Source organism: Lentzea sp. NPDC059081, from assembly GCF_042738015.1.
GTDB lineage: Bacteria > Actinomycetota > Actinomycetes > Mycobacteriales > Pseudonocardiaceae > Lentzea.
The window spans coordinates 132,405-155,649 of the sequence record NZ_JBHYGW010000009.1 but is presented as its reverse complement, the minus strand read 5'-3'; the positions used below and the strand labels follow the sequence as shown (position 1 = coordinate 155,649).

Below are 23,245 nucleotides of genomic sequence, written 5' to 3'. Positions count from 1 at the left end.
TGTCCCCGGCCGGAGGGAGAAGCCCGGACCGGATCGGATCGGGGACCGCGGCGGCTGGATGCCGGCAACTGGAACCCCAACGGGTCCGACCCTACCTCACGGGGCGTGGTCCGGGCCCCGCGCACAGGGACCGTGTTCAGCTGGTGTGTGGTTCGTGGCGCCGGCCGGTCGACGCGTGAGCGCGCTGAGCCGGTACCGGCTCCAGGAAGAGGTTCGACCAGGACGGCTGGTGCGGGTCGGGCGAACCGCCCGCCGCGCGGTGGTCGTGGATCTCGGGATGGCTGAACAGCTCGTCCGGGGAATGCGAGGGCACTGATGAGTTTCCGTTCAGGAAGAAGAAACGACGTGCCTGCCGGACTGGCGGCACTGCGCGTGGGACGTGCGGAACGCGTCCGTCCCCGCATCGAGGCTACGCCCGCCTGCGGCTCAGCGGTTCGACGAGGGGAACTGCCCGCCCGCGCGGCCGAGCGCGAGGAGGTCGGTGTACTGGTCCTGCCACGAACGCTCGGTGGCCAGCAGGTCGGCGAGGCGCTGGACCCAGTCCTCGTCCACCGGCCCGCCGGCGGCGGCCAGGTGGCGTCCCGTCTCGTCGCGTGCTTTGAACCACTCGGACAACGTCGGTTGCAGGGCGGGTCCGCCTTGGGCGTCGGTCATCGGGCCACGGTACTGCGCCGCGGGTGGCCGGCGGCTACAGTGGGAGGAAGGGTCGGCCATCGGCCCGTTCACCTCGCTTCGTCACCTCCGCGGTCTGACTGCCGTGGCTCCGCGGCGATCTGAAGACGACGGAGCCCGCCCGGCGGTGCCCCACTTCCGCGAGGAGTCGAATGACCGCGTCGGCGAACCAGGTTCCCGAGCGGGTGTCGTGAGCTCACGACACCACGACGGTGTGCCGCGGCTGACCTGGAACACCCGGCTGCTGCACGTCGGTTGTGCGTTCACCTACCGCGCCGAGGTGCCGACGCCGACGGTGTTCCTGGTGCGAGCGCTCCGCACCGCCGACATCCGGGTGAGCCGGGAGAACCTCGAGATCACGCCGGACGTCCAGATGCGGCACCATCTCGACGTGTGCGGAAACCGCCGCTCGCGCGTGGTGCTGCCGGCCGGTCTGTCCACAGTGCACTACGGCGCGTGGGTCGACGTGCCGGACCGGACGGAGGACGTGGACGAGACCGCGGTGGAGACGCTGCCCGACGATCTTCCGGACGACGTGCTGCCGTACACGCTTCCCAGCAGGTACTGCGTGTCCGACGTGCTGGGGGACGAGGCGTGGTCGCGGTTCGGCGCTCATCCGCCGGGCTACGGCAGGGTGGCGGAGATCTGCCGGCAGGTCCACGAGTCGCTGCGGTTCGGCTACGGCACCTCGACCGCGCTGTCGACCGCGGCCGACGTCAACGCGACGGGGTTCGGTGTGTGCCGGGACTTCGCGCATCTGGCGATCTCGTTCTGCCGCGCCCTCAACATCCCGGCCCGGTACGTGTTCGGCTACCTGCCGGACCTGGACGTGCGCCCGGGAGACGCCCCGATGGACTTCGCGGCCTGGATGGAGGTCTGGCTGGGGGATCGCTGGTGGACCTTCGACCCGCGGAACAACGAGCCCCGCAAGGGGCGTGTCGTCATCGGCCGGGGTCGCGACGCCGCCGACGTCGCGATGGTGACCACGTTCGGCGGTCCGGTGCTGGAGTCGATGGTGGTCCAGGCCGAGGAGGACTTCGCACCGCCGCGGCGGTGAAGGCGCTCGCGCATCCGGCGCGGGATCAGGCCGCGTCGCGCAGGGGAGCGCCGGCGTCGTGCAGGTGGCGCAGGACCTCCGCGTAGGAGTGGCGCAAGGTGGTCTTGCTGTAGGGAATTCCCCGGCGTGCGCAGAAGTCCTCGACGACGGGTTGCGCGCGGCGCAGGTTCGGGCGGGGCATGTGCGGGTAGAGGTGGTGCTCGATCTGGTGGTTCAGGCCGCCGAGCAGTGCGTCGACCCAGCGCCCACCGGTGACGTTGCGCGAGGTCAGCACCTGTTTGTGCAGGTGGTCGAGGCGCTGCTCGCCGCTGATGATCGGCATTCCCTTGTGGTTGGGCGCGAACGAGCACCCGAGGTACACCCCCATCAGGCCCTGGTGCACGGCGACGAAGACGACGGCTTTTCCCGGTGACAGCAAGAGGAAGGCGGCGGCGAGGTAGGCAGCCAGCGGCAGGACCTGGAGTGCGGCCTCGCGCCACGGGTTGCGCAGTTCCCTGCGGCACAGGGCGACCATGCCGGAGATCCGGAGGACGCACGCCTCGGTCAGCAGCAGCGGGAAGAAGAGGAAGGCCTGGTGTTTGGTGATCCAGGCGTTCACCCCGTGCTTGCGCGCGGCCTGGGCGCGGCTGAACGCGAGGGCGTGGATCTCGATGTCCGGGTCGTGGTCCGCGTGGTTGGGGTTGGCGTGGTGGCGGTTGTGCTTCGCGACCCACCACTGGTAGCTGACGCCGGTCAGGCTGCCGTGCAGGTGCCCGACCACGTCGTTGGTGCGGTGGCTCCGGAAGATCTGCCGATGTCCGGCGTCGTGGCCGATGAACGCCAGCTGCGTCGACGCCAGTGCCAGCGCCACCGCCGTGACCACCTGCCACCACGAGTCGCCCAGCAGGACGAACGCCACCGCGATCGCACCGAGCAGCAGGCCGTTGACCACCATCCGGACCAGGTAGTAGCCGCGCCGCCGGTTCAGCAGCCCGGCCGCCTTGAGCTCCGCGGTGAGCCGGGAGAAGTCGCTCCCCCGTGGACGGTCGGGCAGGCCGGTGGGGACATCGGGTGCTGCGGACATGTGTGCTCCGGACCGTGTGGGTGCGGCGGCTCCCAGGAGATCTCCTCGAGAGGTGGTGCTGTTCCCGCCCCGTGCTCGACCCCGGCGGGGTGAGGCTCGTCCTGCCTCGGACTTCCGGGGAACCCGCGCCGATGTCGTTCCGGGCTCGTCGCTGCTCGCCGTCTCCCCCACGGTACGCGCTCGTGCCCGAGCCGCAGATCGGGCCGAGCCGGGTGAACATTCCTTGAACCGGACCTGAAGCACGCTGTCCCAGCATTCCCTCCGAAGGACCCGCGATCCTGAGGACGGAGACCCGCGTGCTGAAGAAGCGCACCACGGCGCTCGCGCTGTGCGTCGCGATGGCCGGCTCCCTGCTGAGCGCATTCCAGGCGTCGGCCGCCGCACCACCGCAACCGCCGTCCGCGACGGAGGTCGCGCCGGACAAGTCCACTGTGGACCCGAAGAGGCGCGACGCCGTGCTGGCGCCGGGCTGGAACACCTCCCAGGACCTCGCCTGGACCACGAGCGGGGACTCCACCGGCCTGCACCTGCTCGTCGCCGAGGCCGCCACCGGCTACACCTGGCGGACGGCGGCCACTCTGGGCGAGTCGTGGGTCGAGACCGACCAGTGGATCGGCAACGCCTGCGTGACCGGCTCCGGCAAGCGCGCCGTGGTCGTCTACGCGCCCCGGAACTTCACCAACCGCGCCCACCTGTTCGACCGGGGCGCCTTCGCCGCCGTGGTGGACCTGACCGACGGGCACGTCACCAAACTCGGCACCACGGTGTCGCTGGCCTACTACAACCCCGGCTGCGGCACGGGCGAGACCGCGGTGCTCACCCAGTCCGGCGTCGTGGACTTCGGCCTCACCAGGCTGAACACCGTCGACACGACCACCGGCGCGATCGTGCGCACCCAGGAGCTCAAGGGCGAGGTGACCTCGGCGATCCCCCACGGGGACGGGATCGCCGCCGCATGGGGCTCCCGTGTCGTCGGAATCGACGCGGCGGGCAAGACCCGCGACCTGACGACCACGGGCGGCGTGCCGTTCCGGTTGCGCGCGGACGCCGAGGGCGGCGTGGTGTTCATGGACCGCGACGGCGACGACGGCCGGGTGCGCCGGGTCGCGGGGGGCCAGGTCGCGGAGCTCGCCCGCGGCGACTGGGCCGCGGTGCGGGTCACCGGCGGCGCCGGCGGCACGGTGTTCGTCACCGGCAAGCCCGGGAGGGTGGGGGCGTTGCCCGCCTCCGTGCGCAGGCTCGACGTCGAGGCCGACGCCGAGGTGTCCACCCTGGGCGGGATCGGGTTCGGTCACCGCGCTGCCCGCCCCGGTGACCGCCTGAACCCCGAGGAGGGCGTCCGGCTGGCCGCGCGCGTTCCCGCCACGGGTCAGGACGTCGAGTTCCGCGTTCAGCCCGCCGCCCGGCAGAGCGCCGACGTGGCCCAGGGCCTGGCCGACTCACCCGCCGTGACCGCGCGACGGAGCGCCCGCGCCGGTCAGGCCGCAGACCCGTCCAGCGACCCGGTAGACCAGGACCGCCGCTGTTCGATCCAGCGCAACGACGTGAACCTCCAGGTGTACCAACCGCACTGGAGCCAGGTCGAATGGGCGGCGGAGCTGGCCGTGCAGAACAAGCTCACCCTCACCCGGCCCGCCGGCTGGAAGAGCTCGGGCATGACCTCGTCGTGGTCGCCGCAGGTGATGTTCAAGCCCTACGACCTCGCCGGCGGCGGCCGGGTGCCCGCGCAGATCCTGCTCGGCGTGCTGGCTCAGGAGTCGAACCTCTGGCAGGCGTCGCCGCTGGTCGTCGAGGGCGTGACCGGCAACCCGCTGATCGGCAGCTACTACGGCGCCGAGGACGGCTGGACGATCGACTGGGCGAAGGCCGACTGCGGGTACGGCGTCGCGCAGGTCACCGACGGCATGCGCAAGGCGGGCACGCCCGGTGCCGGGACCACCCTGCCCGCGGACCAGCAGCTGGCGGTCGCGGTCGACTACGCCACCAACATCGCCGCCGGCGTGCGCATCCTGCAGGACAAGTGGAACCAGACGAGGTCCATGGGCATCAGCCTCAACGGCGGCGACCCCTCGAAGATCGAGAACTGGTTCGCCGCGCTGTGGGCCTACAACAGCGGCATCAACCCGCAGGGCAGCACCGGCAACACCACCGGCTGCACGCCCGGCCCCACGTGCACCGACTCCGCGGGCAACTGGGGACTGGGCTGGTCGAACAACCCCGCCAGGACGGACTACCCGCCGGACCGGCCGCCGTTCCTGGACCACAACAGCTACGAGGACGCCAAGAACCCGCAGTGGTGGCCCTACCCGGAGAAGGTCATCGGCTGGGCGGCGTACCCCATCGTCAAGTACACCGGCGGCGACGGCTACGAGGCCGGCTACAAGCAGGCGTGGTGGACGACCGAGGAGCTGCGCACCGGTGCCAAGCCGCCGCTGAGCACCTTCTGCGTGCTCAGCGCCACCACCGGCAACCGCTGCAACCCGAACAACCTCCAGACCAGCGCCGAGCCGTGCACCACCTCGGACTTCCACTGCTGGTGGCACAGCGCCGCGCAGTGGAAGAGCTGCTCCGGCTCCAACTCGCCGTGCGGGAACGCCGCCGACTCGATCGCCGCTCCTGGCACGCCGGAACCGCCGGACGCCGACGTTCCCGGCGCCTACCCCGACGAGTCCCGCCCGCGCCGCTCACCCAACTGCACCACGGCCGGGCTGCCCTCGAACGCGCTCATCGTCGACGACTCCCCGACAGCGCCGCTGTTGCGCGCGGGCTGTCAGCGGCCCTGGAGCAACTCGGGGAGCTTCGCGCTGGCCTTCCCCGCGCACACCGACGGCCTCTACCACTCCAAAGTGGACTTCCACCAGCTCGGCGGTGGGTTTGGCGGGCACTTCTGGTTCACGAGGACCCGCACGTCCGGTTCGGTCAGCCGCAACCAGTTCGTCAGCGGGACCTGGACGCTGGGACGCACCCTGAACCAGTGGGCGCGGGTCATGGTGCACATGCCGGACCACCAGGCGCACAGCCAGCAGGCCAAGTACACGATCAACCTCGGGAACGGCCAGGCGCGCACGAGGGTGGTCCTGCAGAAGACCCGGTCCAACAAGTGGGTGTCGCTCGGCGCCTTCCCGTTCGGCGGCACGCCGTCGGTGGTGCTGAGCTCCATCACCGGCGACGGCGACGGAAGCCAGGCGCTGGCCTTCGACGCGGTCGCCTTCCAGCCGCTGAGCGGGAAGCCCGCCGAGCAGATGGTGGTGATGGGCGACTCCTACACCTCCGGCGAGGGCGCCTCCACCAACGCGCTCACCGACTACTACCAGGAGACCGACGACGCGGGCTACACCGGTCCGGCCTACCGCAACGCCTGCCACCGTTCGGTGCACTCCTGGTCGAGGCAGGTGAAGCTGCCGGGGCGGACGCAGTCGGTCGGTCAGCAGGCCGACTCGTGGGACCAGACCCTGGACTACCACTCCACGGCCTGTTCCGGCGCCCGCACCGACAACGTGCTGCCGTTCACGGTGGCCAACGCCTGGGGCCGTGCGGGGACCGGCAGCTACCGCGAGCTGTCCCAGCTGGACCGCGGGTTCGTCGACGCCGACACCACCACGGTGGCGGTGGGCATCGGCGGCAACGACGGCCACTTCACCGACGTGCTGCGCAAGTGCAGCTACGAGTCGCCGCACCCGTTGGACGACTGCCGCTTCATGCAGATGGCGGGCGAGGACTGGGTCGGCGGCGGGGCTCCGGTCGCGATCACCCTGGAGGCGGCGGTCAGGCAGGTGATCAGGGACCGCGTCAAGCCGTCGGTGGACATCCTGCTGCGGCAGATCAGGATCGCCGGTCCGAACGCGCGGATCGTCGTGATGGGCTACCCGAGGCTGTTCCCGCCGGGCGGGCCGCGTGACGTCGGCTGCACGGTGTTCCCGGGGTTGAGCTCCTTCGACATGACCTTCATGAACGAGATGGCCGACCTGCTCAACGACGCCCTGCACGAGCTCGTGGCGATCATGGCGCACTCGGACCGGCGCGTCCTGTTCTCCGACCCGCGCGACGAGTTCGAGCTGGAGAACGCCTGCACGCACAACCCGGACCACCAGACCATCCACCAGGTGGTGCTGGACAAGACGCTGGGTGAGGACCCGGCCGCGACGGTGTCGGCGCAGTCGTTCCACCCGAAGATCTCCGGCGCCCGCAACTACGCCGACGCCTACGAGAACACCCTGCGCACGACCGTGGCCGGCGCGAGGATGCCCGTGCCGCCGAGCAAGGAGGTCGCTCTCGCGGTGCTGGACGACGTGAGGACCTACCCGCCGGGCAAGGCGACCGGGTACTCGCGCGCGGAGTTCCCGCACTGGCGCATGGTGGTCGACGCCTGTGACGCGCGGCAGCTGTCGCTGCGCCGCGACTCCACCTCGGTCAGCCCGGCGGGCTCGTGCCCGGTGCAGTCGGGGGAGTGGACCAGCGTCTACGACGGGGAGGTGGTGCGCGACCCGTCGGCGATGGCCATCGACCACATGGTGCCGCTCGCGAACGCGTGGAGGTCCGGAGCCGACAGCTGGACGACCGAGCGCAGGACGGTGTTCGCCAACGACATCGAGCACTCGCAGCTGCTGGCGGTGTCCGGCACCAGCAACTCCGGCAAGGGGGACAAGGCGCCGGACGTGTGGCTGCCCAGGTCGGCCTATCTGTGCGAGTACGCGCGGGCCTGGACCTACACGAAGAGCATCTACCACCTGAACGTGACCGGCTCGGAGTACCAGGCCCTCGCGGAGATCCTGAACACCTACTGCTGACGCGCCGAGCGGAGGGGGCGGTCCGGCCACCCCCTCCGCCGCCCGTCACGAGGCCGCGTGCCGGCGCACCAGGTCGTGGAAGGAGTAGCCGTCCACACCGCCGGCGACCAGCAGGTGCAGGTCCACCAGCTCCTCCAGCAGCCGGTGCGCCCGCCGGGGCGGCACGTCCAGCAGCGCGGCGGCTTCGGCCGTGCCGAACCGGGCGGGCGCGCACCGGGCCAGCAGCGAGAGCGCACAGCGCGCGTGGACGTCCAGAACAGCGAGGGAGGAGTCGAAAGCGTGCAGCAGCCGCAGTTCCGCCACCACGTGCGCGGGGTCGGACAGCAGGGCCGCCAGGTCCTCGACCGTCCACAGGGGACGATTGCGCAGGCGGTCGGCCGCGGTGCGCAGGGCCAGTGGGAGGCCGCCGCACAACGCCGTGACCTCACCGACGGGGGAGGTCACGGGCAGACCGGCGGCGGCCCGGAACACCTCGTCGGACGCCTCGGGGCACAGCGGTTCCAGCGACAGCGGCACGGCGTGCCCGCCCGCGGTCAGGCGCTGCCTGCCGGTGAGGATCACCGCGCACCCCGGCCCGCCCGGCAGCAGCGGGACCACCTGCGCGTCGCTGGAGGCGTTGTCCAGCACCAGGAGCACCCGTCGTCCTGCCACCAGGCTCCGCCACCGCGCGGCGGCGCGGTCGAGGTCGCCGGGCACGTCCACGCCGAACGAGCCCAGCAGGTGCCGCAAGGCTTCCAGCGGTGCCACCGGCGTCCTGCCGGAGGTGAAGCCGTGCAGGTCGAGGTACAGCTGTCCGTCGGGGAAGCGCGGGCTCAGGTGGTGCGCGGCGCACACCGCGAGCGCCGTCTTGCCGACACCGGCCATTCCGTCGACCGCGCGGACCACCAGTTCGCCGCGCGCCGCGGACACGGTGCGCACCAACGCCTCCACCTCCGCGTCGCGGCCGACCAGACGGGTGTGGCCGGCCGGCAGCTGCGCGGGCACCGTGCCGGACACCGCGACGGCGGCGTCCGGCGGTTGCCCGGTCTCGCCGCGCAGGATCGCCAGGTGCACCCGCTCGACGCCGCCGGAGACGTCCAGCCCGTGCTCGCTGGCGAGCGAGGCCCGTGCCCGCCGGTAGACCTGCAACGCCTCGGGCGTCCGTCCGGCCCGGTGCAGTGCGAACATCAGGTGCTCCAGCAGGCGTGGCCGGTGCGGATGCGCTCGGTGCAGGTCCAGCAGTTCGTCCACGGCGGTGGGCAGGCCCAGTCGCCCGCGCGCTTCCAGCCGGTCCTCCACGGCACCCAGCCGCGCTTCCTCCAGGCCGCGGGAGAGCCCGTCCCGCACCCCGCTGGTCGCGATGCCCGCCAGCGCGGGTCCGCGCCACAGGGCCAGCGCCTCGTCCAGCGCGACCATCCGCCGCACGTCGTCAGCGGTGGCGCGGGCCTGCCGCAGCAGTGCCCGGAAGCGGTGCGCGTCCACCCGCAGCGGGTCGCACCGCAGCGCGTACCCGTCGCCCTCGCTGACCAGCCGCACCTCCTCGTCCGCGGCGTGCCTGGTCAGCGCCGACCGCAGGCCGCTGACGATCCCGTGCACCATGCGCCTCGCCGAGCGCGGCGGGCCGTCGCGCCACACCACGTCGACGATGCGGTCGGTGGCCACCGCGGAGTTCGCCTCCAGTGCCAGCAGCGCCAGCACGAACCGGTGCCTGCGCACACCGACGTCCACCTCGGCTCCGCCGGATCTGGCTCCCACCGTGCCGAGCAACACGATCTCCACCCGCAACACCCCCAGTGCTCCAGTGCCGAACGCGGCGGCTCAGCATGGACACGGGGTGCGACCGCCGGGAAGGATGTTTGCACTGACGTGGAAACATCCTGCTGGGGGGCACATGGCGTCGTTGCGCATCCACTTCACCATGCGAGACATGGGAAAGACGCGCCTCGCCGACGAGAACGACCCGTTGTGGGAGGTCGTGCACAGCGCCTTCCGGCTCAACTTCCCCGACCCCGACCCCGCGTTCGGGCCGTGGAAGCGGTCGCTGCTCGCGACCGCCGCGACCGACGTGCGCGCGGGCACGGCGCTGCTGTCGGTGCTGGCGCCCGAGGGCCCGTACTTCCCGGACTTCCTGACCCCGCCCGAGGCCGCCCGCGGCCTGGAGGAGGGGCTGGAGGCGATCCTGTCCACCCCGCGCGCCAGGCTGCGCGCGGAACTGTCCCGCCTGGCGCAGACCTCGCCGGTGCCGTCCCGGTTCCAGGCGCTGGCCGAGGGCAAGCCGGCCGTCCTGCGCGGGGTGACCGCCGTGCTGCGGGCGTTCCACCACGCGGTGGTCTCCCCGCACGACGGCGCGATCCGGTCCGCCGTGGCCGCCGATCGCGCCCGCCGGTCCCGCGTGCTGGCCGAGCAGGGGGTGGAGGGCCTGTTCGCGACGCTGCCGTGGGCGCGCTGGGTGCCGCCGGTGCTGGAGGTCGAGTACGGGGTCGACCGGGACCTGCACCTGGACGGGCGGGGACTGCTGCTGGTGCCGTCGTTCTTCTGCCAGCGACTGCCGCTCTCGCTGGCCGACCCCGCCATGCCGCCGGCGCTGATCCACCCGATCGACACCGCGCTGCGCTGGCAGAGCATGGCCGCGGATCGCCCCGGTGGTCTCGACGCGCTGATGGGCCCGACGCGGGCAGCCGTGCTCGTCGCGGTGGGGGAGCGCGCGGGCGCGACGACCACGCAACTGGCCAAACGGCTCTCCGCGTCCCTGGCCTCGACCAGCCGCCACACCGCCGTGCTGCGCGCGGCGGGGCTGATCACGACCCACCGCGACGGGCCCGCGATGCTGCACACGTTGACACCGCTGGGAATCGCACTGCTGGAGACCCGCGGCTCAGCCCGGTAGCCCGCCAGGAGCCCGGGCACGCCCGGCCGAGCGGGGCCGTGCCTTCTTCACCCAGGTCACCCGTGCCCGGTCCGTCCGACCGGCCGCGGGCGGTTGTGCCATGCCCGAAATCGTTGAGCGGGACCAGGATCCCGCCGTCCAAAGGGGAGTGCAGTGCGCAGTGGAACGAGTGTGAGGACCGCGATCACGAGGGTGCTGCTCGTGGTCGTCATGGCGGTGGCGGGGATCGTCGTCGGCGGCCAGGGCGCTGCCCAGGCCGCGTGCAACGGCTCTGGCTGTGCGGGCCTCGACCCGCAGGCGCAGGGATGCTCGGCCAGCGCGTCCAACCTGACCGGCACGGGCTGGGAAACGGCGAGCACGGAAGTCGTCCGCTACGTCTCGTGGGTGCGCACCAGCAGTACCTGCAACGCACGCTGGACGCGGGTCGAGTTCACGGCCAATCCGTGTTGCTTCACGTTCGAGATCGCCGTCGAGACCCAGCGCCTCCTCAACAGCAACTGGGTCGCGTTGGACTTCCGGACCGCGACCGTCGGGGCGGGCGTGCTGGGAGCCAACTGGACGGACATGGTCGAGAACCGCTCGGACGACAGGGTCCGGTCTTGCGTCCGGCTCGTCAACACCGCCTGGCGCTGCGGGAACTGGGCCGCCTGATCGAGGCGATCGGAGCCGGCGGCGGCAGATCCGCGCCGGCTCATCGCATCCGCACGAGTCCCGGCACGACGGCGGGCAGACCCGCCCGGCTCGTCGCGTGCGCCTCGTGGTGGTGCGGGGCGGCGCGCATCGCCACCAGCATCGCGAACATGCCCGCAGACACTGTGGTGTGCGCGACCACGTCCGCCCCTGCCAGGGCGAGGTTCTCGATCATCCGCTCACGACCTCCGGGCTCGGTGTCCGCCTACAGGTCGGTGGCGGGCGACCTCCGGTTCCCGAGCGCGGTGCGCAGGCGCAGGCTGTTCGCGACGACCAGCACGGACGACAGCGACATGGCGGCGCCCGCGATGAGCGGGTTGAGCAGGCCCAGCGCCGCCAGGGGGAGTGCGGCGGCGTTGTAGCCGAACGCCCACACGAGGTTGCTCTTGATGGTGGCGAGCGTGCGGCCGGCGAGCAGGACCGTGTCGGGGATGGCGCCGAGGTCGTCGCGGACCAGGATGACGTCCGCGGCCTGGGCGGCGATGTCGCTGCCGTGCGCGACGGCCATGCCCAGGTCCGCGGCAGCGAGGGCGGGGCCGTCGTTGATGCCGTCGCCGACCATGGCGACACGACGTCCCTGTGCGCGCAGCCGTTCCACGGCGGCGACCTTGTCCGCCGGACGGACGTTCGCGATCACGTCGCCGACACCGATTTCCGCGGCGACTGCCCGGGCCGCCGCCTCGTGGTCGCCGGTGAGCAGCACGGTGTGCAGGCCGAGGGAATGCAGACGGACGATCGCCTCACGTGCCGACGGTCGCACGGTGTCGCGCACGGCGATGCCACCGACCACGGCACCGTCCCAGGCGACCAGTACTCCGGTCGCCGGGCCCAGGCCGGACAGCCAGACCGTGGCCGCCGCAGGGACCGCGATGTCCAGTCGCGCCATGAGCTCGGCGGATCCGACGACGATCGGGACGCCCTCGACCTCACCGCGTGCTCCCGCGCCGACCAACGCCTCGAACCCGGTCACCGCCGGCACGTCGTCGCACGCGGCGGCGATCGCGACGCCGATCGGGTGCTCGGACGCCGCCTCGACCGCGCCCGCCAGCCGCAGGACGTCCACGTCGCCCGAGAAGGAGGCCGTGCCGTCGACCCGCATGCGGCCGGTGGTGACGGTGCCGGTCTTGTCGAGCACGACGGTGTCGACGGTGCGGGTGGCCTCCAGCACCTGCGGTCCCTTGACCAGGATGCCGAGCTGCGCCGCCCGTGCGACGCCGACCATCAGGGCCGTCGGCGTGGCGAGCCCGAGGGCGCACGGGCACGCGATGATCAGCACGGCGACCGCGGCGGTGAACGCCTCACGGGTGGGGTGTCCGGTGACGAGCCACCCGGCGAGCGTCAGGGCGGAGAGCACGAGCACGACGGGCACGAAGACGGCGCACACCCGGTCGACCAGGCTTTGCACCGCGGCCTTGCGCTCGGCCGCCTGCTCGGCGAGCGCCCGCATCTGCGCCAGCTGCGTGTTCGCCCCGACGGCGGTCGCCCGCACGACCAGCCTTCCGGTGCCGTTGACGGTGCCACCGGTGACGGCGTCCCCGGGACCGGCCTCGACCGGGACCGGCTCGCCGGTCATCGACGCGGTGTCGACCGCGGAGTACCCGGCGGTCACGACGCCGTCGGCGGCAAGTGCCTCACCGGGCCGCACGACCAGCAGGTCACCGACGCGCACCCTGGCGGCGGGCACCGTCGTCTCGACGCCGTCACGCAGCACCCTGGCATCCTTCGCGGCGATGCCCGCGAGCGCGCTGAGCAGGCCCGCCGCCGAGCGCCGGGACCGCAGCTCGAAGTAGCGCCCGGCGAGCAGGAACGTCGTGACGCCCGCGGCGACGTCGAGGTAGACGGCGTCCGCGCCCTCCGCGGTCACCCCGAAGCCGAGCCAGTAGCCGGGGCCCGACGACCCGGCCACGAGCGACCACAAGGCCCAGCCGAACGACGCGAGCACCCCCAGCGAGACCAGGGTGTCCATGCTCGACGCGCCGTGCCGCAGGTTGCGCAGCGCCGCGCGGTGGAACGGCCAGGCCGAGTACGTGACGACCGGCAGGGCGAGCAGCAGGCACAGCACCTCCCAGCCGGCGAAGCGCAGCGCGGGCACGAGCGCGAGGCTGATCGACAGGTTGCCGAGCGGGATCGCGAGGACGGCCGCGACCACCAGCCGGCGGCGCAACGCGGTGACGGCGTCCCGCGTCTGCTCGCGGTCGGGCCCGGAGAGCGCGGCGTCGTAGCCAGCGTCGCGGACGACCTGGACGGCGTCGTCGGTGTGCATGCCTTGGGGGAGATGGACAATCGCGCGTTCGGTCGCGTAGTTGACGGTGGCGCGCACGCCGTCGACCTTGTTGAGCTTGCGTTCGATCCGCGTGGCGCAGGCAGCGCACGTCATCCCGGACACCGACAGCTCGACGGCGCTCTCCGTGGCGGTGGTCATGACTGTTTCAGTTCTTCCTTCCGGATAGCTCCGCGAGCATCGCGTTGTAGGCGGCGAGCCGGTCGTCGTGCCCGGTGTCGGTCGCGCGGTCGAACCGCACCGCCTCCCGCCGGTCCGCCCGCGCCCACTGGTGCAGCAGCGCGAGGACGACGACGAGCACGGGGATCTCCCCGGTGGCCCAGGCGATGCCGCCGCCGAGGCGCTGGTCGGTGAGGAGGTCGGGCAGCCACGAGAGACGGAGGGTGCGGTAGAAGTTCTCCGCGATCACGGTCTGCATGTTCATCAGGATCACGCCGAAGAACGCGTGGAACGGCATGACCGCGAACAACAACCCGAGCCGGGCGAGGTGCGGCAACGGGCGAGGCGCGCGGTCGACCCCGGTGACGAGCCAGAAGAACACGTACCCGCTGACCAGGAAGTGGACGTTCATCAGCTGGTGCGCCCAGTGGAACCGCATCGCCGCACCGAACAGGCCGGAGAAGTACAGGACGTAGTACGACCCGACGAACACCGTCGCCGCCAGAGCGGGATGCGCCACCAGCCGCGCGGCACGGCAGTGCAGCAACGCCGTCACCCACTGCCGCGGCCCCACCGGCAGCACCCGCAGCGCCAAGGTGATCGGTCCGCCCAGCACGAGCAGCACGGGTGCCAGCATGGTGAGGGACATGTGCGCCACCATGTGCGTGCTGAACATGGCGGAGGCGTACCTGCCGATGCCGGACGACGTCACCACGAGCACCACCGCGCACCCGAGCAGCCACGCGGCGGTCCGGCCGATCGGCCACGAGTCACCGCGCCGGCGCAGCACGCGCACCCCGACGACGTAGGCCACCGCCAGCACGACGGCACCCAGTCCCAGCACGAGGTCGAACCGCCAGCCCAGCAGGAGCTCCGCGGCGGACGGCGGGTCCGGCAGGTCGAAGCCGAGCACGGTCTCCTGCGGTGAGGGCGCGCCGAGCGACCACGCCGGGGGGACGAGGTGGGTCAGCCCGGTCGACGCTCCGACTGCCAGTCCTACGGCCGCCAGCTCCACGCCGAGCGGCCACCGCCTGCCCAGGAAAGCCCGCAGCAGCAAGACCGCCGCACACGCCACCAGCTTGAGCAGCAACAGAACGAGGTAGCCGCTCCACGACATCGCCGATCCGACGAGCACCACTCCGGCCACCGATCCACTGAGGACCAGCACCACCACACACCACGTCGTGAGGCGGTAGTACCTCGTCAGCACGACGTCGTCCGCGCCCGACCGCCGGAGATGACCCCGCAGTGCGACCAGCGCGCCGATCCACACCGCCGCCGCCGGAACGTGCCAGACCATCGCGTTGGTGGCGACGTCGTGCCACGCGCCGTTGCCCACGTGACCGGCGATGACCGGCGCGAGCACCCCGGCCAGCGCCGGGACGAGCAGCAACGCCGAGGTCGTCCACGTCAGGGTCGCCCGTGCACCCGCGGCCACCAGCGCGGCGGCCACGGCGGAGCAGATCCACGCTTTCGGCTCCTCGGTGGCCGCGACCAGCCCGCCCAGGTGCTCGACCGCGACGGCGACGGGCTGCCCGGACGCGTCGGCGGCCGACAGCACGACCGCCGCGACGGCGGAGCCCGCCCAGACCGTCGCCGCACCAGCGCCGAGCCGGACCGCCGCGTAGGCGTGCGCGGTCAGCTGCGCCCGCTTCGGCGGTGCCGGTACGACGAACACCCCGAACGCGAGGGCTCCGACGGCGACGGTGGCGGCGGCGTTCGCCACCGTGCGCACGAGGCCGAACGCGAGCGACACGAGCCTGCCCGGGTCACTGTCGCCCAGGACGGCGTACACGTCACCCGCCCACACCACCACGGCCACGACGCACGAGATCGAGATGACCGACGCGACCGCGACGGCCCTGTCCACCCTCATGTGCAGGCTGTCGGCCAGAAGCCCGGCCCGGTTCCCGGAAATCCGGACGAACGCCGAAGGTGTGACGCAGAAGACCCCCGGATCAGTGCGACGCGCCGAAGAACGGATCGTCCACGAGGTACACCCATCGCCCGTCCGCCCGCCGTCGCAGCACTTCCGTCGTCACCACGACCTGGTCCGAGCCGGCCGACCTGATCGTCGCCTTGTGCGTCACCAAAGCCTGGTCCGCGCTGACGTGGCTGCTCAGCAGTTCCAAGTCGACGGTCGTCCCGCTGCCGACCAGGTCGGCGAACGCCGCGCGGATCTCGTCTCTGCCGCGCGCGACCGAGCCGGGCGAGGGAACGAAGATCGCGTTCGGGTCGTACAACGCGGTCAGGCCGTCCACGTCACCCCTCGCGAGCCGCCGGCTGAACTCGGCTGCCAGCTCCTCGGGGCTCACCGCCCCTTCGCGGGAGGTCTCGCTGACCGGCCGGTCACCCCAGGGCGCCCCGGCGAGGACGTCGAACCACGACGAGCTCGTCCCGAGCGGCACGTGCAGGTTCAGCAGGTGGCCGGGGTAGGTCAGCGGGCCCGCCTTGGCGGGGTTCGCCCTCGCCTGCTCGATGATCAGGTCCGGCAGGGCGTACCCGAGGTCGTGCCGCGGGTAGAGCTCGTGCACGACGTCGACGAGATCGGCCGGGAGCCGGTCGAGGCCCACCCCGGCGACGTCCGTCGAGGCGCCCAGCTGGGTGATCGCCACCTCGGGCTGCTTGCGGTTCGCGATCCCGATCGACGTGTGCAGCGCCACGGCGTCCCACAGGACGGGCAGCTTGTCCTCGGCCAGACCGGCGGCACGGGCGAAGGCGACGGCCTCGTCGGCACCGTGCACCTCGAACCTGTCGGGGTTCTCCTCCGCGCCCGCCGCGAGGCCGAGGTCGTGCAGGACGTTGCAGAGGAACAGCAGCTCGTCGTCGTAGTCACGACCGGCCAGGAGCCCGTCGCGAGCCGCGAGCTCCCGGCCGAAGAGGAAGCCGCGCACGCAGTGGCCGACCACGAACTCCGGCAGTCTCGACTCGGTCAGCCGCAGCGCCGCGGTGGCGATGTCGCTGTCCGGCAACGACGTGAACGCGGGTGTCGTCGACATCCGGTCGTCCGTCCTTTCTCGACTCAGCTCGGGACACCGGGGGTGCGCGGCGCCGGGAGGGCGCGCGCGGCCAGGAGTCCGCCGATGCCGGGGACGAGCGCCCGCAGCCAGACCTGCTTGCGGCCGTTCGCGGCCAGCACCGCGGTGATGAACGCGCCCGTGTAGGCCATGCCGTGGGTGGGGCCGAGGATGCCGCTGATCGTCGGGTGGTGGATCGTGACGATGTTGAGCAGCATGAGGAGCAGGGTGGCGAGCTCGGCGGTGCCGATGACGTGCAGTGCCTGGCGTGTGTTCATGGCCTTGCTTTCGTGGTCGAGTGCGTTGCCGTTATGTTCCTGATCTTTCGTGCCGGCGACCATTGGCAATCCGGACACAAACCAACGGGATCTCGCCATGATTCTCAGTCCACTGTGGACGCCGCGCAGTCGTGGGCGCCCAGTGAGCGGCGGTAGACCCGCCACGCTCCGAAGAGGCCGAGGGTGAAGAGGAACGGCCCGGCCAGCTCGGCCAGACCGAGGGCGACGGCCTGGCCGGACAGGTAGAGCGGCAGCCCGGCGGCCATCAGCGTCACCGGGGAGACGAGCAGGACGAGGCTTCCCCTGGCGTACGCACGCCGGCGCACCCGGCACCGCCGCCACGCCGTCCCCTCGCCGGTGAACACCCCCGCGACGAGCCCCAGCAACGGCCACCCGGCGGCCAGCAGCGCGAGGTTGACGGTCACGACCGCGCCGTGGACCACCAGGCCGGGCAGGAAGAAGTCGGCCGCCTCACCGCTGCGCACCGCCAGCAGACCCCCGAGACCGACCACGGCGACCGCGGCCAGCGCACGCCACAGCGACTCGCGCCGGACCAGGTGGTGCACGCACACCGCGATCCCGGCGGCGACCGCCAACGACAGCGCCACGGCGAGCCGGTGCGTGACCGCGAAGGTCGCCGTGAAGGTGAAGATGGGCGCGATCTCGAACACCGCGCCTTTCACACGATGCCGTGCGTCCGGCTCGCTCCTGGTCGTGGCCGGTGCCGCCGCGCGCATGGGTGCTCCCGTGGTCGTCGTGATGGTGTCGATCACGAGCAAACCCGGCGGGGCTGACCACGACCGGACGTGAACCTGACCGTGTGCTGACCGTTCGTCAGGCGAGCGAGGGGAGGCGGATCGTGACGGTCGTGCCGCGGCCGGGCACCGAGTCGAGGGTGACGGTTCCGGCGTGGGCCTCGACGATGGCCGCCACGATGCTCAGGCCGAGCCCGGACCCGCCGTCGCGGGGCTGCCTGCCGGGTTCGCCCCGGTAGAACCGCTCGAACACGCGAGCCGCCGACTCGGGTGACATCCCGGGTCCGGAGTCGGACACCACGGCCAGCACGGTGTCCTCACCACCCCTGCGGACCTCTACCTCGACCACCGCGTCGTCCGGTGTGTGCTGCACCGCGTTCGCGAGCAGGTTCCGGACGGCTCGCACCAGCCCGTCCTCGTCACCCTCGACGAAGAGGCGCTCCGGGACGTTTACCTCGAACAGCCGTCCTGGGTGCAGGGCCCGCACGTCCTCCGCAGCGTCCCGCACGAGAGCGGAGAGATCGACCACGGTCGGCGTGGCCGCGTGCTCCTGGTCGAGCCGGGCCAGCAGGAGCAGGTCCTCCACCATCCGGTGCATCCGCGCGGCTTCGGCCTCGACGCGCCGCATCCCCCGCTCCACGGCGGCCGGGTCCGTGGCGAGGCCGTGCGTGTGCAGCTGCGCCCAGCCCTGGATCAGGGTCAGCGGCGTGCGCAGCTCGTGCGACGCGTCGGCGACGAACCGGCGCAGCTTCTCCTCGGACCGGCGCCGCGCGTCGAAGGCCCGGTTGAGCGCCGCTCCGAGCTCGGCGATCTCCTCGTCGCGGGCGTCGGTCTCCAGGCTCTGCCCGGTGTCGCCGGACGCGATCGCGTTGGCTCTCGCGGCGATGTCGCGCAGGGGAAGAAGCCCGACGCGCAGCGCCTTCCTGCTGAACAACGCCACGCCGAGCAGTGCCACCACGACGACCAGGCCCTCGAAGCCGAGCACCCGGAAGATCACCGCTCTGGACGGCGCGAGGCTCTGGGCGAGGACGGCACGGGAACCGCTGCCAGCCAAGCTGAGGGACACGGCCCGGTAGCGGCCTCCACTCTCGGCCCGGACCGTCGTCGGTGCCGAACCGAACCCCGCGGGCAGCGGCCGGGGCAGGTCCGGCGGGGGCAGGACGCGATCTTCGAGGTCCCGCGCCGCGGTCTGGGAGACCGTCGTTCCGCGTTCGTCGACCACCCGGACGAACAGCGTGCCGCTCGCGGTGGAGGAGGTGCGGACGGTGTCGAGCACCGACGTCGCGGTGGCGCCCCGGTCCTCCAGCGCCTGCCGGACCCGCGTGAGCTGGGCGTCCGCACCGGCCTGGAAGTACAGCGGCAACGCCACCGCGGTCGCGCCGCTGACGACGGCCATGCCCAGCGCCGCCAGCAGGACCACCGCGACGGTCAGGCGCGTCCGCAGCGACCGGTGCCAGGCCGCGCGTCTCAGGGCCGTTCTCCGTCGGCGTCGCCGCGCAGGCAGTACCCGAACCCGCGCACCGTGTGGATCAGCCGCGCGTCGCCCTGCGCGTCCACTTTGGACCGCAGACGGGACACCAGCTTCTCCACGACACCGTCGGCGAACCGGTGCTGCCACACGTGATCCATGATCTGCGCCTTCGAGACCACCCGGCCGGCGTTGAGCACGAGGTAGCGCAGCAACGCGTACTCGGTGGGGGACAGCGCGGCGAGCCGCCCGGCGCGCCGCACCTGCTTGGCGCGTTCGTCGATCGCCAGGTCGGCGTGCCGGAGCACCTGGTCCGCCGCGCCGGCCGACCCGGTTCGCCGCAGCAGGACGTGCACCCGCGCGAGCAGCTCCGGCACGCTGAACGGTTTGGTGAGGTAGTCCTCCGCCCCGGAGGTGAGGCCGGTGACCCGGTCCGCCACCGCGTCCCTGGCGGTCAGGAACAGCACGGGAACCCGCGAACCCCTGGACAGGAGCTCGCGGCAGACGGTGAAGCCGTCGATGTCCGGCAGCACCACGTCCAGGATCACCACGTCGGGCGCCGAGGTGGCGTGGGCCCGGATCGCCTGGGCGCCCGCCGTCGCCGTCACGACCTCGTAGCCCGCCAGGGTCAGCGTCGTCTGCACCAGCTCGACCACTCCGGGATCGTCGTCGACGACGAGCACGGTCTGCCCGTCGCCGCGCGGCAACTCCAGGGCTTCCGAGCGCACGTGGCAGTCCTTTCCTCGCGACCCTTTCCTTGCTACGCCGTCGAGGTCCAAGGTAGCCACGCGCGCAGCGGTCCGGGTCAGCGGGCCGGGTCGGCGAAGGTGTCGTCCAGCCAGTCGTAGACGCGGGCGTACGCCAGGCGCTGGGCCCCGGTGTGGCAGTGCGCGGCGGCACCCAGCTCGTCGGTGAACTCGATCAGCGTCTTGGGACAGGTGAGGTGTTCGTAGAGCCGTTCGGGCTGGCCGTGGAAGAAGCCGTCGTCCTCGGCGGAGCAGACCAGGGTGGGGCAGGTGATCTTCTCGGCGATGCCGTCGCGCAGGTGGTAGTCGAGGTAGCTCGCGGCGAACGCCCGCGGACTGGTGGCGCCCATGACGTACATGCCGTGGCTCACGGCCCACCGCACCATGGGGTTCGTGGCCATGGCCGACTCCAGGGCCGCGTCGACCTCGGGCGCGTGGTCGGCCCGGAGCTGTCGTTCGGCCTCGGCCCGGTCCAGGGAGAGGGTGCCGGTGGTGATGTCGCCCAGGTCGTACACGCCGTCGATCGCGATGCAGGCGGCGATCCGGTCGTCGAAGGCGGCGGCCCGCGGCGCGAGCACGCCGCCCATGCTGTTGCCCAGCAGCGCGATCCTGGCCGGGTCCACTTCGGACAGACCCAGTGCGTGGTCCAGGACCGGCCCGACCACGTTCTCCCAGTCCGGCCGGAACGTCAGGCCGTGGTGGTGCCGGGTGCCGGGCTGGCCGGGACCGTCGAACGACAGCACCGTGTAGCCGCGTTCGGCCGCCGCCGCGGCACCGCTGAAGTGCATCTCCTCGGCGGTGCCGTCGAACCCGTTGAACATCACCACCGTCGGGCGCGCGACACCGGGACCTCCCGGCCGGTACAGGTAGCCGGGCAGGACGGTGCCCTCGTAGGGGATCTCGACGGGTTCGACGGCGGGGGTGAACAGCGCGGCGGCCTCGCGGAAGCAGGCCACCGAGGCGTCGTACGCGTGCGTGATGCGCGGGTCGGACGGGTTGCCGTGCAAGAAGAACTCGGCCGAGCGGTAGTAGTTCGACGCACGCAGGAAGGCGTCGCGAGCGCTCACGCGGTGCCCACGGGCGAGTGCGTCCCGTCCCAGTGCCGCGACCCGGTCGGCGGTGGCGAGCCACTCGTCGTGCCAGCTGTCGTAGTCGCCGGCGGTGATCCGTTCGCTGGTGACCGCGACCTCGCCGAAGTCCGAGCCGCCGTAGGCGCTGTGCCCGAACGCCCGCAGCGTCTCGAACCAGAACTGGGTGTCGTCGGGGAAGAAGAGAGGCTTCACGTGCGCTCCTAAAGCAGTTGCGGACTGCGTTTAGCTGAACCGTAGGGCGGCCGGCGTGCCAAACGCAAGTGTGAGCTGCGTTAAGATGGGCTCGTGGAGGAGCGAGAGAAGGTCCGGCGCCCCGGCGGCCGCAGCGCCCGTCTTCGTGCCGCGGTGCACCAGGCCGTCACCGACCTGGTCGCCGAACGCGGGTACGGGGGCTTCACCGTCAGCGAGGTCGCCGCGCGCGCGGGCGTGGCCGACACGAGCATCTACCGCCGCTGGGGCAACGTCGAAGCCCTGACCATCGACGTCGCGTTGCACTGGCTGACCACCGAGTCGCCCGTGCCCGACACCGGAACCCTGGCCGGCGACCTGCGCGCCTACGCGGGCAAGGTGGTGCAGGACGTCACCGGCCCGAACGGCCTCGCGGTGCTGCGGCTGGTGGTCGCGTTGTCCGCGGCGGGCAGCAGTGGCGAGCAGGCCAAGGAGACCTTCCTGGCCGAACGCTCCCGCCAGATGCGGGTGATGCTCGACCGCGCGCGGGATCGCGGTGAGCCGTCGCTCGAGGTCGCGGACGTGCTCGACCACGTGCTGGCGCCGATCTACGTCCGGGTCCTGTTCGGCGCGGAGCCGTTCCCGTCCGGCTACGCCGACGCGCTGGTCGACCGGTTGCTGCGCGCGGTGGGCGGGCCGTAGCGGGTGTGCGCGCACGGGACAGGAACTGTGCGCTCGCCCGACACCGGGGCCGGGCGATCGTTCCTAGGTTCGATCATGAGACGCCGGCCGCACCGCGACCGGCGCCATGACTCGAAAGGTGTGTGCGGGACATGCGACTCATCCCCCTGTCCGGTCACGAGCTGGACGACGCGCGGCACGACGGTCTGACCGCTGCCGAACGGGACAACGTCGACCTGGTGCTGCGCGCCTACGACGCCATCACGTCGGGCGTCGAGGAAGATCTCTCCCCGTTCTACTCCGCCGGCTACCGCGACCACGCGAGCAGCGTCAGCCCAGGGGACCTGGAGGGTTTCCGCGCCTTCCTGAAGGGCTTCCGGGAGTCGTTCCCCGACACCGAGATCGCCCTGGACCGCGTGCTCGCGGATCGCGAGTACGTGTTCCTGCAAGGACGCGGACGGCAACGGCCGGACGACGAGTGGAGCCACACCATGGAGGTCTTCCGGGTCGAGGCGGGCCGCGTCGCCGAGCACTGGGAGGTGCTGGAGCTCGCCGGGCAGGAGCCGGGTGAACGCCCCCTCGACGGGAGCTCCATCGGCGTGCTGACCGCGGACGGCGTCCGGCTCGACGTGCACGTCCGCGGCGGGGGACCGGGCGCGCGGGTCTTGTTCCTGCACGGTGTCGTGTCGAGCCGGCGGACCTACGACTGGCTCCCGGCCGACGTGGTCGAGGGCCACGAGGTCGTCACCTACGACTTCCGCGGGCACGGCAGGTCCGGGCACCTGGAAGGCACGTACGACCTTCAGCACTACTACGACGACACGGTCAGGGTGATCGAGGAGATCGGCGCGCCCGTCGTCCTCGTCGGCTTCTCGCTCGGGGGAGTGGTGGGCTGGCTGCTCGCGCAGCGGCGTCCCGACCTCGTCCGCGCGGCGCTGCTGGAGGACCCGCCCCTGTTCTTCGAGGAGATCCACGTGCCCGGCGGCCCCATCCCGGAGCTCCTGCGCCGCACCCTCGAACAGGAGAGGGGCTGGGCGGCGCGGAGGCCGAGCGTGGACGACGCCGTGGCCGAGTTCGGCCGCACCCCGCTCGGGCAGGGCCTGGTCTGGAGCGATCTGTACCACCCGGACAACGTGCGGGTGCTCACCGAGGGCACGCTCGCACGCGACTGCGGGGTGGTGGAGGCCGCGATCGACTCCACCATGGTCGCGGCCACCGACCGCGAGGCACCACCGCGCGTCCCGGTCACGATCATCGGCGGGGACGCCGAGTCCGGCGCGGTGTTCGGAACCGCGCACGCCGAGCAGCTGCGGCAGCTCCACCCCGGGGTCGAGTGCCACAATGTCGAGGGGGCGCCCCACGCCGTGCACGCGTCGTTCGCGGGACGTGAAGCCTATGTCGACGTGTTGCGCTCGTTCCTCGACAGGTACGCCCGCGGCCGGTGACGCGGCGGGTTCGGTGAGGAG

The 23,245-nt window shown here is 72.2% G+C and carries 19 protein-coding genes; 6 read left to right on the top strand and 13 right to left on the bottom strand.

All coding sequences use genetic code 11. From position 1 onward, the window contains the following. Positions 1-136 precede the first annotated feature (136 nt). Both ACFWV3_RS21820 and ACFWV3_RS21815 read right to left on the bottom strand, forming a co-directional pair. Positions 137-313, bottom strand: coding sequence for a hypothetical protein (locus tag ACFWV3_RS21820; protein ID WP_382413242.1), 177 nt, complete (start codon positions 311-313; stop codon positions 137-139). Positions 314-426: 113 nt separating this feature from the next. After that, positions 427-654 (bottom strand): hypothetical protein, encoded by a 228-nt coding sequence (locus ACFWV3_RS21815; protein ID WP_382413241.1) that lies wholly within the window; start codon positions 652-654, stop codon positions 427-429. 208 nt (positions 655-862) lie between these two features. Here ACFWV3_RS21815 and ACFWV3_RS21810 point away from each other — a divergent pair, with 208 nt between their 5' ends. After that, positions 863-1,729 carry a transglutaminase family protein gene (locus tag ACFWV3_RS21810; protein WP_382413240.1) on the top strand — a complete coding sequence of 289 codons (867 nt, stop codon included), beginning with the start codon at positions 863-865 and terminating at the stop codon, positions 1,727-1,729. Between the two features lie 25 nt (positions 1,730-1,754). Here ACFWV3_RS21810 and ACFWV3_RS21805 read toward each other — a convergent pair whose 3' ends face one another. Next, positions 1,755-2,792 carry a fatty acid desaturase family protein gene (locus ACFWV3_RS21805; RefSeq protein WP_382413239.1) on the bottom strand — a complete coding sequence of 346 codons (1,038 nt, stop codon included), beginning with the start codon at positions 2,790-2,792 and terminating at the stop codon, positions 1,755-1,757. Between the two features lie 296 nt (positions 2,793-3,088). Here ACFWV3_RS21805 and ACFWV3_RS21800 point away from each other — a divergent pair, with 296 nt between their 5' ends. Continuing rightward, positions 3,089-7,579: a DUF1524 domain-containing protein gene (locus ACFWV3_RS21800; RefSeq protein WP_382413238.1), complete on the top strand. Its 4,491-nt coding sequence runs from the start codon at positions 3,089-3,091 to the stop codon at positions 7,577-7,579. 45 nt (positions 7,580-7,624) lie between these two features. Here the strand turns inward: ACFWV3_RS21800 and ACFWV3_RS21795 are convergent, their stop codons facing one another. Then, entirely contained in the window at positions 7,625-9,337 is a 1,713-nt protein-coding gene (locus ACFWV3_RS21795; RefSeq protein ID WP_382413237.1) for a BTAD domain-containing putative transcriptional regulator, read from the bottom strand. Between the two features lie 148 nt (positions 9,338-9,485). On the opposite strand from ACFWV3_RS21795, the gene ACFWV3_RS21790 reads away from it, so the two are divergent. Further along, on the top strand, positions 9,486-10,445 hold the full coding sequence (locus tag ACFWV3_RS21790; protein ID WP_382413236.1) for an ArsR/SmtB family transcription factor: 960 nt from the start codon (positions 9,486-9,488) through the stop codon (positions 10,443-10,445). Positions 10,446-10,616: 171 nt separating this feature from the next. After that, on the top strand, positions 10,617-11,096 hold the full coding sequence (locus tag ACFWV3_RS21785) for a hypothetical protein (RefSeq protein WP_382413235.1): 480 nt from the start codon (positions 10,617-10,619) through the stop codon (positions 11,094-11,096). Between the two features lie 40 nt (positions 11,097-11,136). Here the strand turns inward: ACFWV3_RS21785 and ACFWV3_RS21780 are convergent, their stop codons facing one another. From ACFWV3_RS21780 to ACFWV3_RS21740, 9 genes are all read right to left on the bottom strand, one after another. Next, positions 11,137-11,310 carry a hypothetical protein gene (locus ACFWV3_RS21780; protein ID WP_382413234.1) on the bottom strand — a complete coding sequence of 58 codons (174 nt, stop codon included), beginning with the start codon at positions 11,308-11,310 and terminating at the stop codon, positions 11,137-11,139. A 30-nt stretch (positions 11,311-11,340) separates the two neighbouring features. Continuing rightward, positions 11,341-13,557 carry a heavy metal translocating P-type ATPase gene (locus ACFWV3_RS21775; RefSeq protein WP_382413233.1) on the bottom strand — a complete coding sequence of 739 codons (2,217 nt, stop codon included), beginning with the start codon at positions 13,555-13,557 and terminating at the stop codon, positions 11,341-11,343. A gap of 7 nt (positions 13,558-13,564) precedes the next feature. After that, positions 13,565-15,451: a cytochrome c oxidase assembly protein gene (locus tag ACFWV3_RS21770; RefSeq protein ID WP_382413232.1), complete on the bottom strand. Its 1,887-nt coding sequence runs from the start codon at positions 15,449-15,451 to the stop codon at positions 13,565-13,567. 82 nt (positions 15,452-15,533) lie between these two features. Next, positions 15,534-16,574 (bottom strand): nuclear transport factor 2 family protein, encoded by a 1,041-nt coding sequence (locus ACFWV3_RS21765; protein ID WP_382413231.1) that lies wholly within the window; start codon positions 16,572-16,574, stop codon positions 15,534-15,536. Between the two features lie 23 nt (positions 16,575-16,597). Then, the gene (locus ACFWV3_RS21760) at positions 16,598-16,870 is read right to left on the bottom strand and encodes a hypothetical protein (protein WP_382413230.1); all 273 of its coding nucleotides are present in this window, start codon (positions 16,868-16,870) and stop codon (positions 16,598-16,600) included. A 104-nt stretch (positions 16,871-16,974) separates the two neighbouring features. Beyond that, the gene (locus ACFWV3_RS21755; protein WP_382413229.1) at positions 16,975-17,643 is read right to left on the bottom strand and encodes a DUF3159 domain-containing protein; all 669 of its coding nucleotides are present in this window, start codon (positions 17,641-17,643) and stop codon (positions 16,975-16,977) included. Positions 17,644-17,704: 61 nt separating this feature from the next. Beyond that, positions 17,705-19,045, bottom strand: coding sequence for a sensor histidine kinase (locus tag ACFWV3_RS21750; RefSeq protein ID WP_382413228.1), 1,341 nt, complete (start codon positions 19,043-19,045; stop codon positions 17,705-17,707). A 47-nt stretch (positions 19,046-19,092) separates the two neighbouring features. Further along, positions 19,093-19,821 (bottom strand): response regulator transcription factor, encoded by a 729-nt coding sequence (locus ACFWV3_RS21745; RefSeq protein WP_382413227.1) that lies wholly within the window; start codon positions 19,819-19,821, stop codon positions 19,093-19,095. A 77-nt stretch (positions 19,822-19,898) separates the two neighbouring features. After that, on the bottom strand, positions 19,899-21,122 hold the full coding sequence (locus tag ACFWV3_RS21740) for an alpha/beta hydrolase family protein (protein ID WP_382413226.1): 1,224 nt from the start codon (positions 21,120-21,122) through the stop codon (positions 19,899-19,901). Positions 21,123-21,215: 93 nt separating this feature from the next. Between ACFWV3_RS21740 and ACFWV3_RS21735 the strand changes: the two genes are divergently transcribed. Continuing rightward, entirely contained in the window at positions 21,216-21,800 is a 585-nt protein-coding gene (locus tag ACFWV3_RS21735; protein ID WP_382413225.1) for a TetR/AcrR family transcriptional regulator, read from the top strand. Between the two features lie 131 nt (positions 21,801-21,931). Further along, positions 21,932-23,224: an alpha/beta fold hydrolase gene (locus ACFWV3_RS21730; RefSeq protein ID WP_382413224.1), complete on the top strand. Its 1,293-nt coding sequence runs from the start codon at positions 21,932-21,934 to the stop codon at positions 23,222-23,224. Positions 23,225-23,245: the final 21 nt, after the last annotated feature.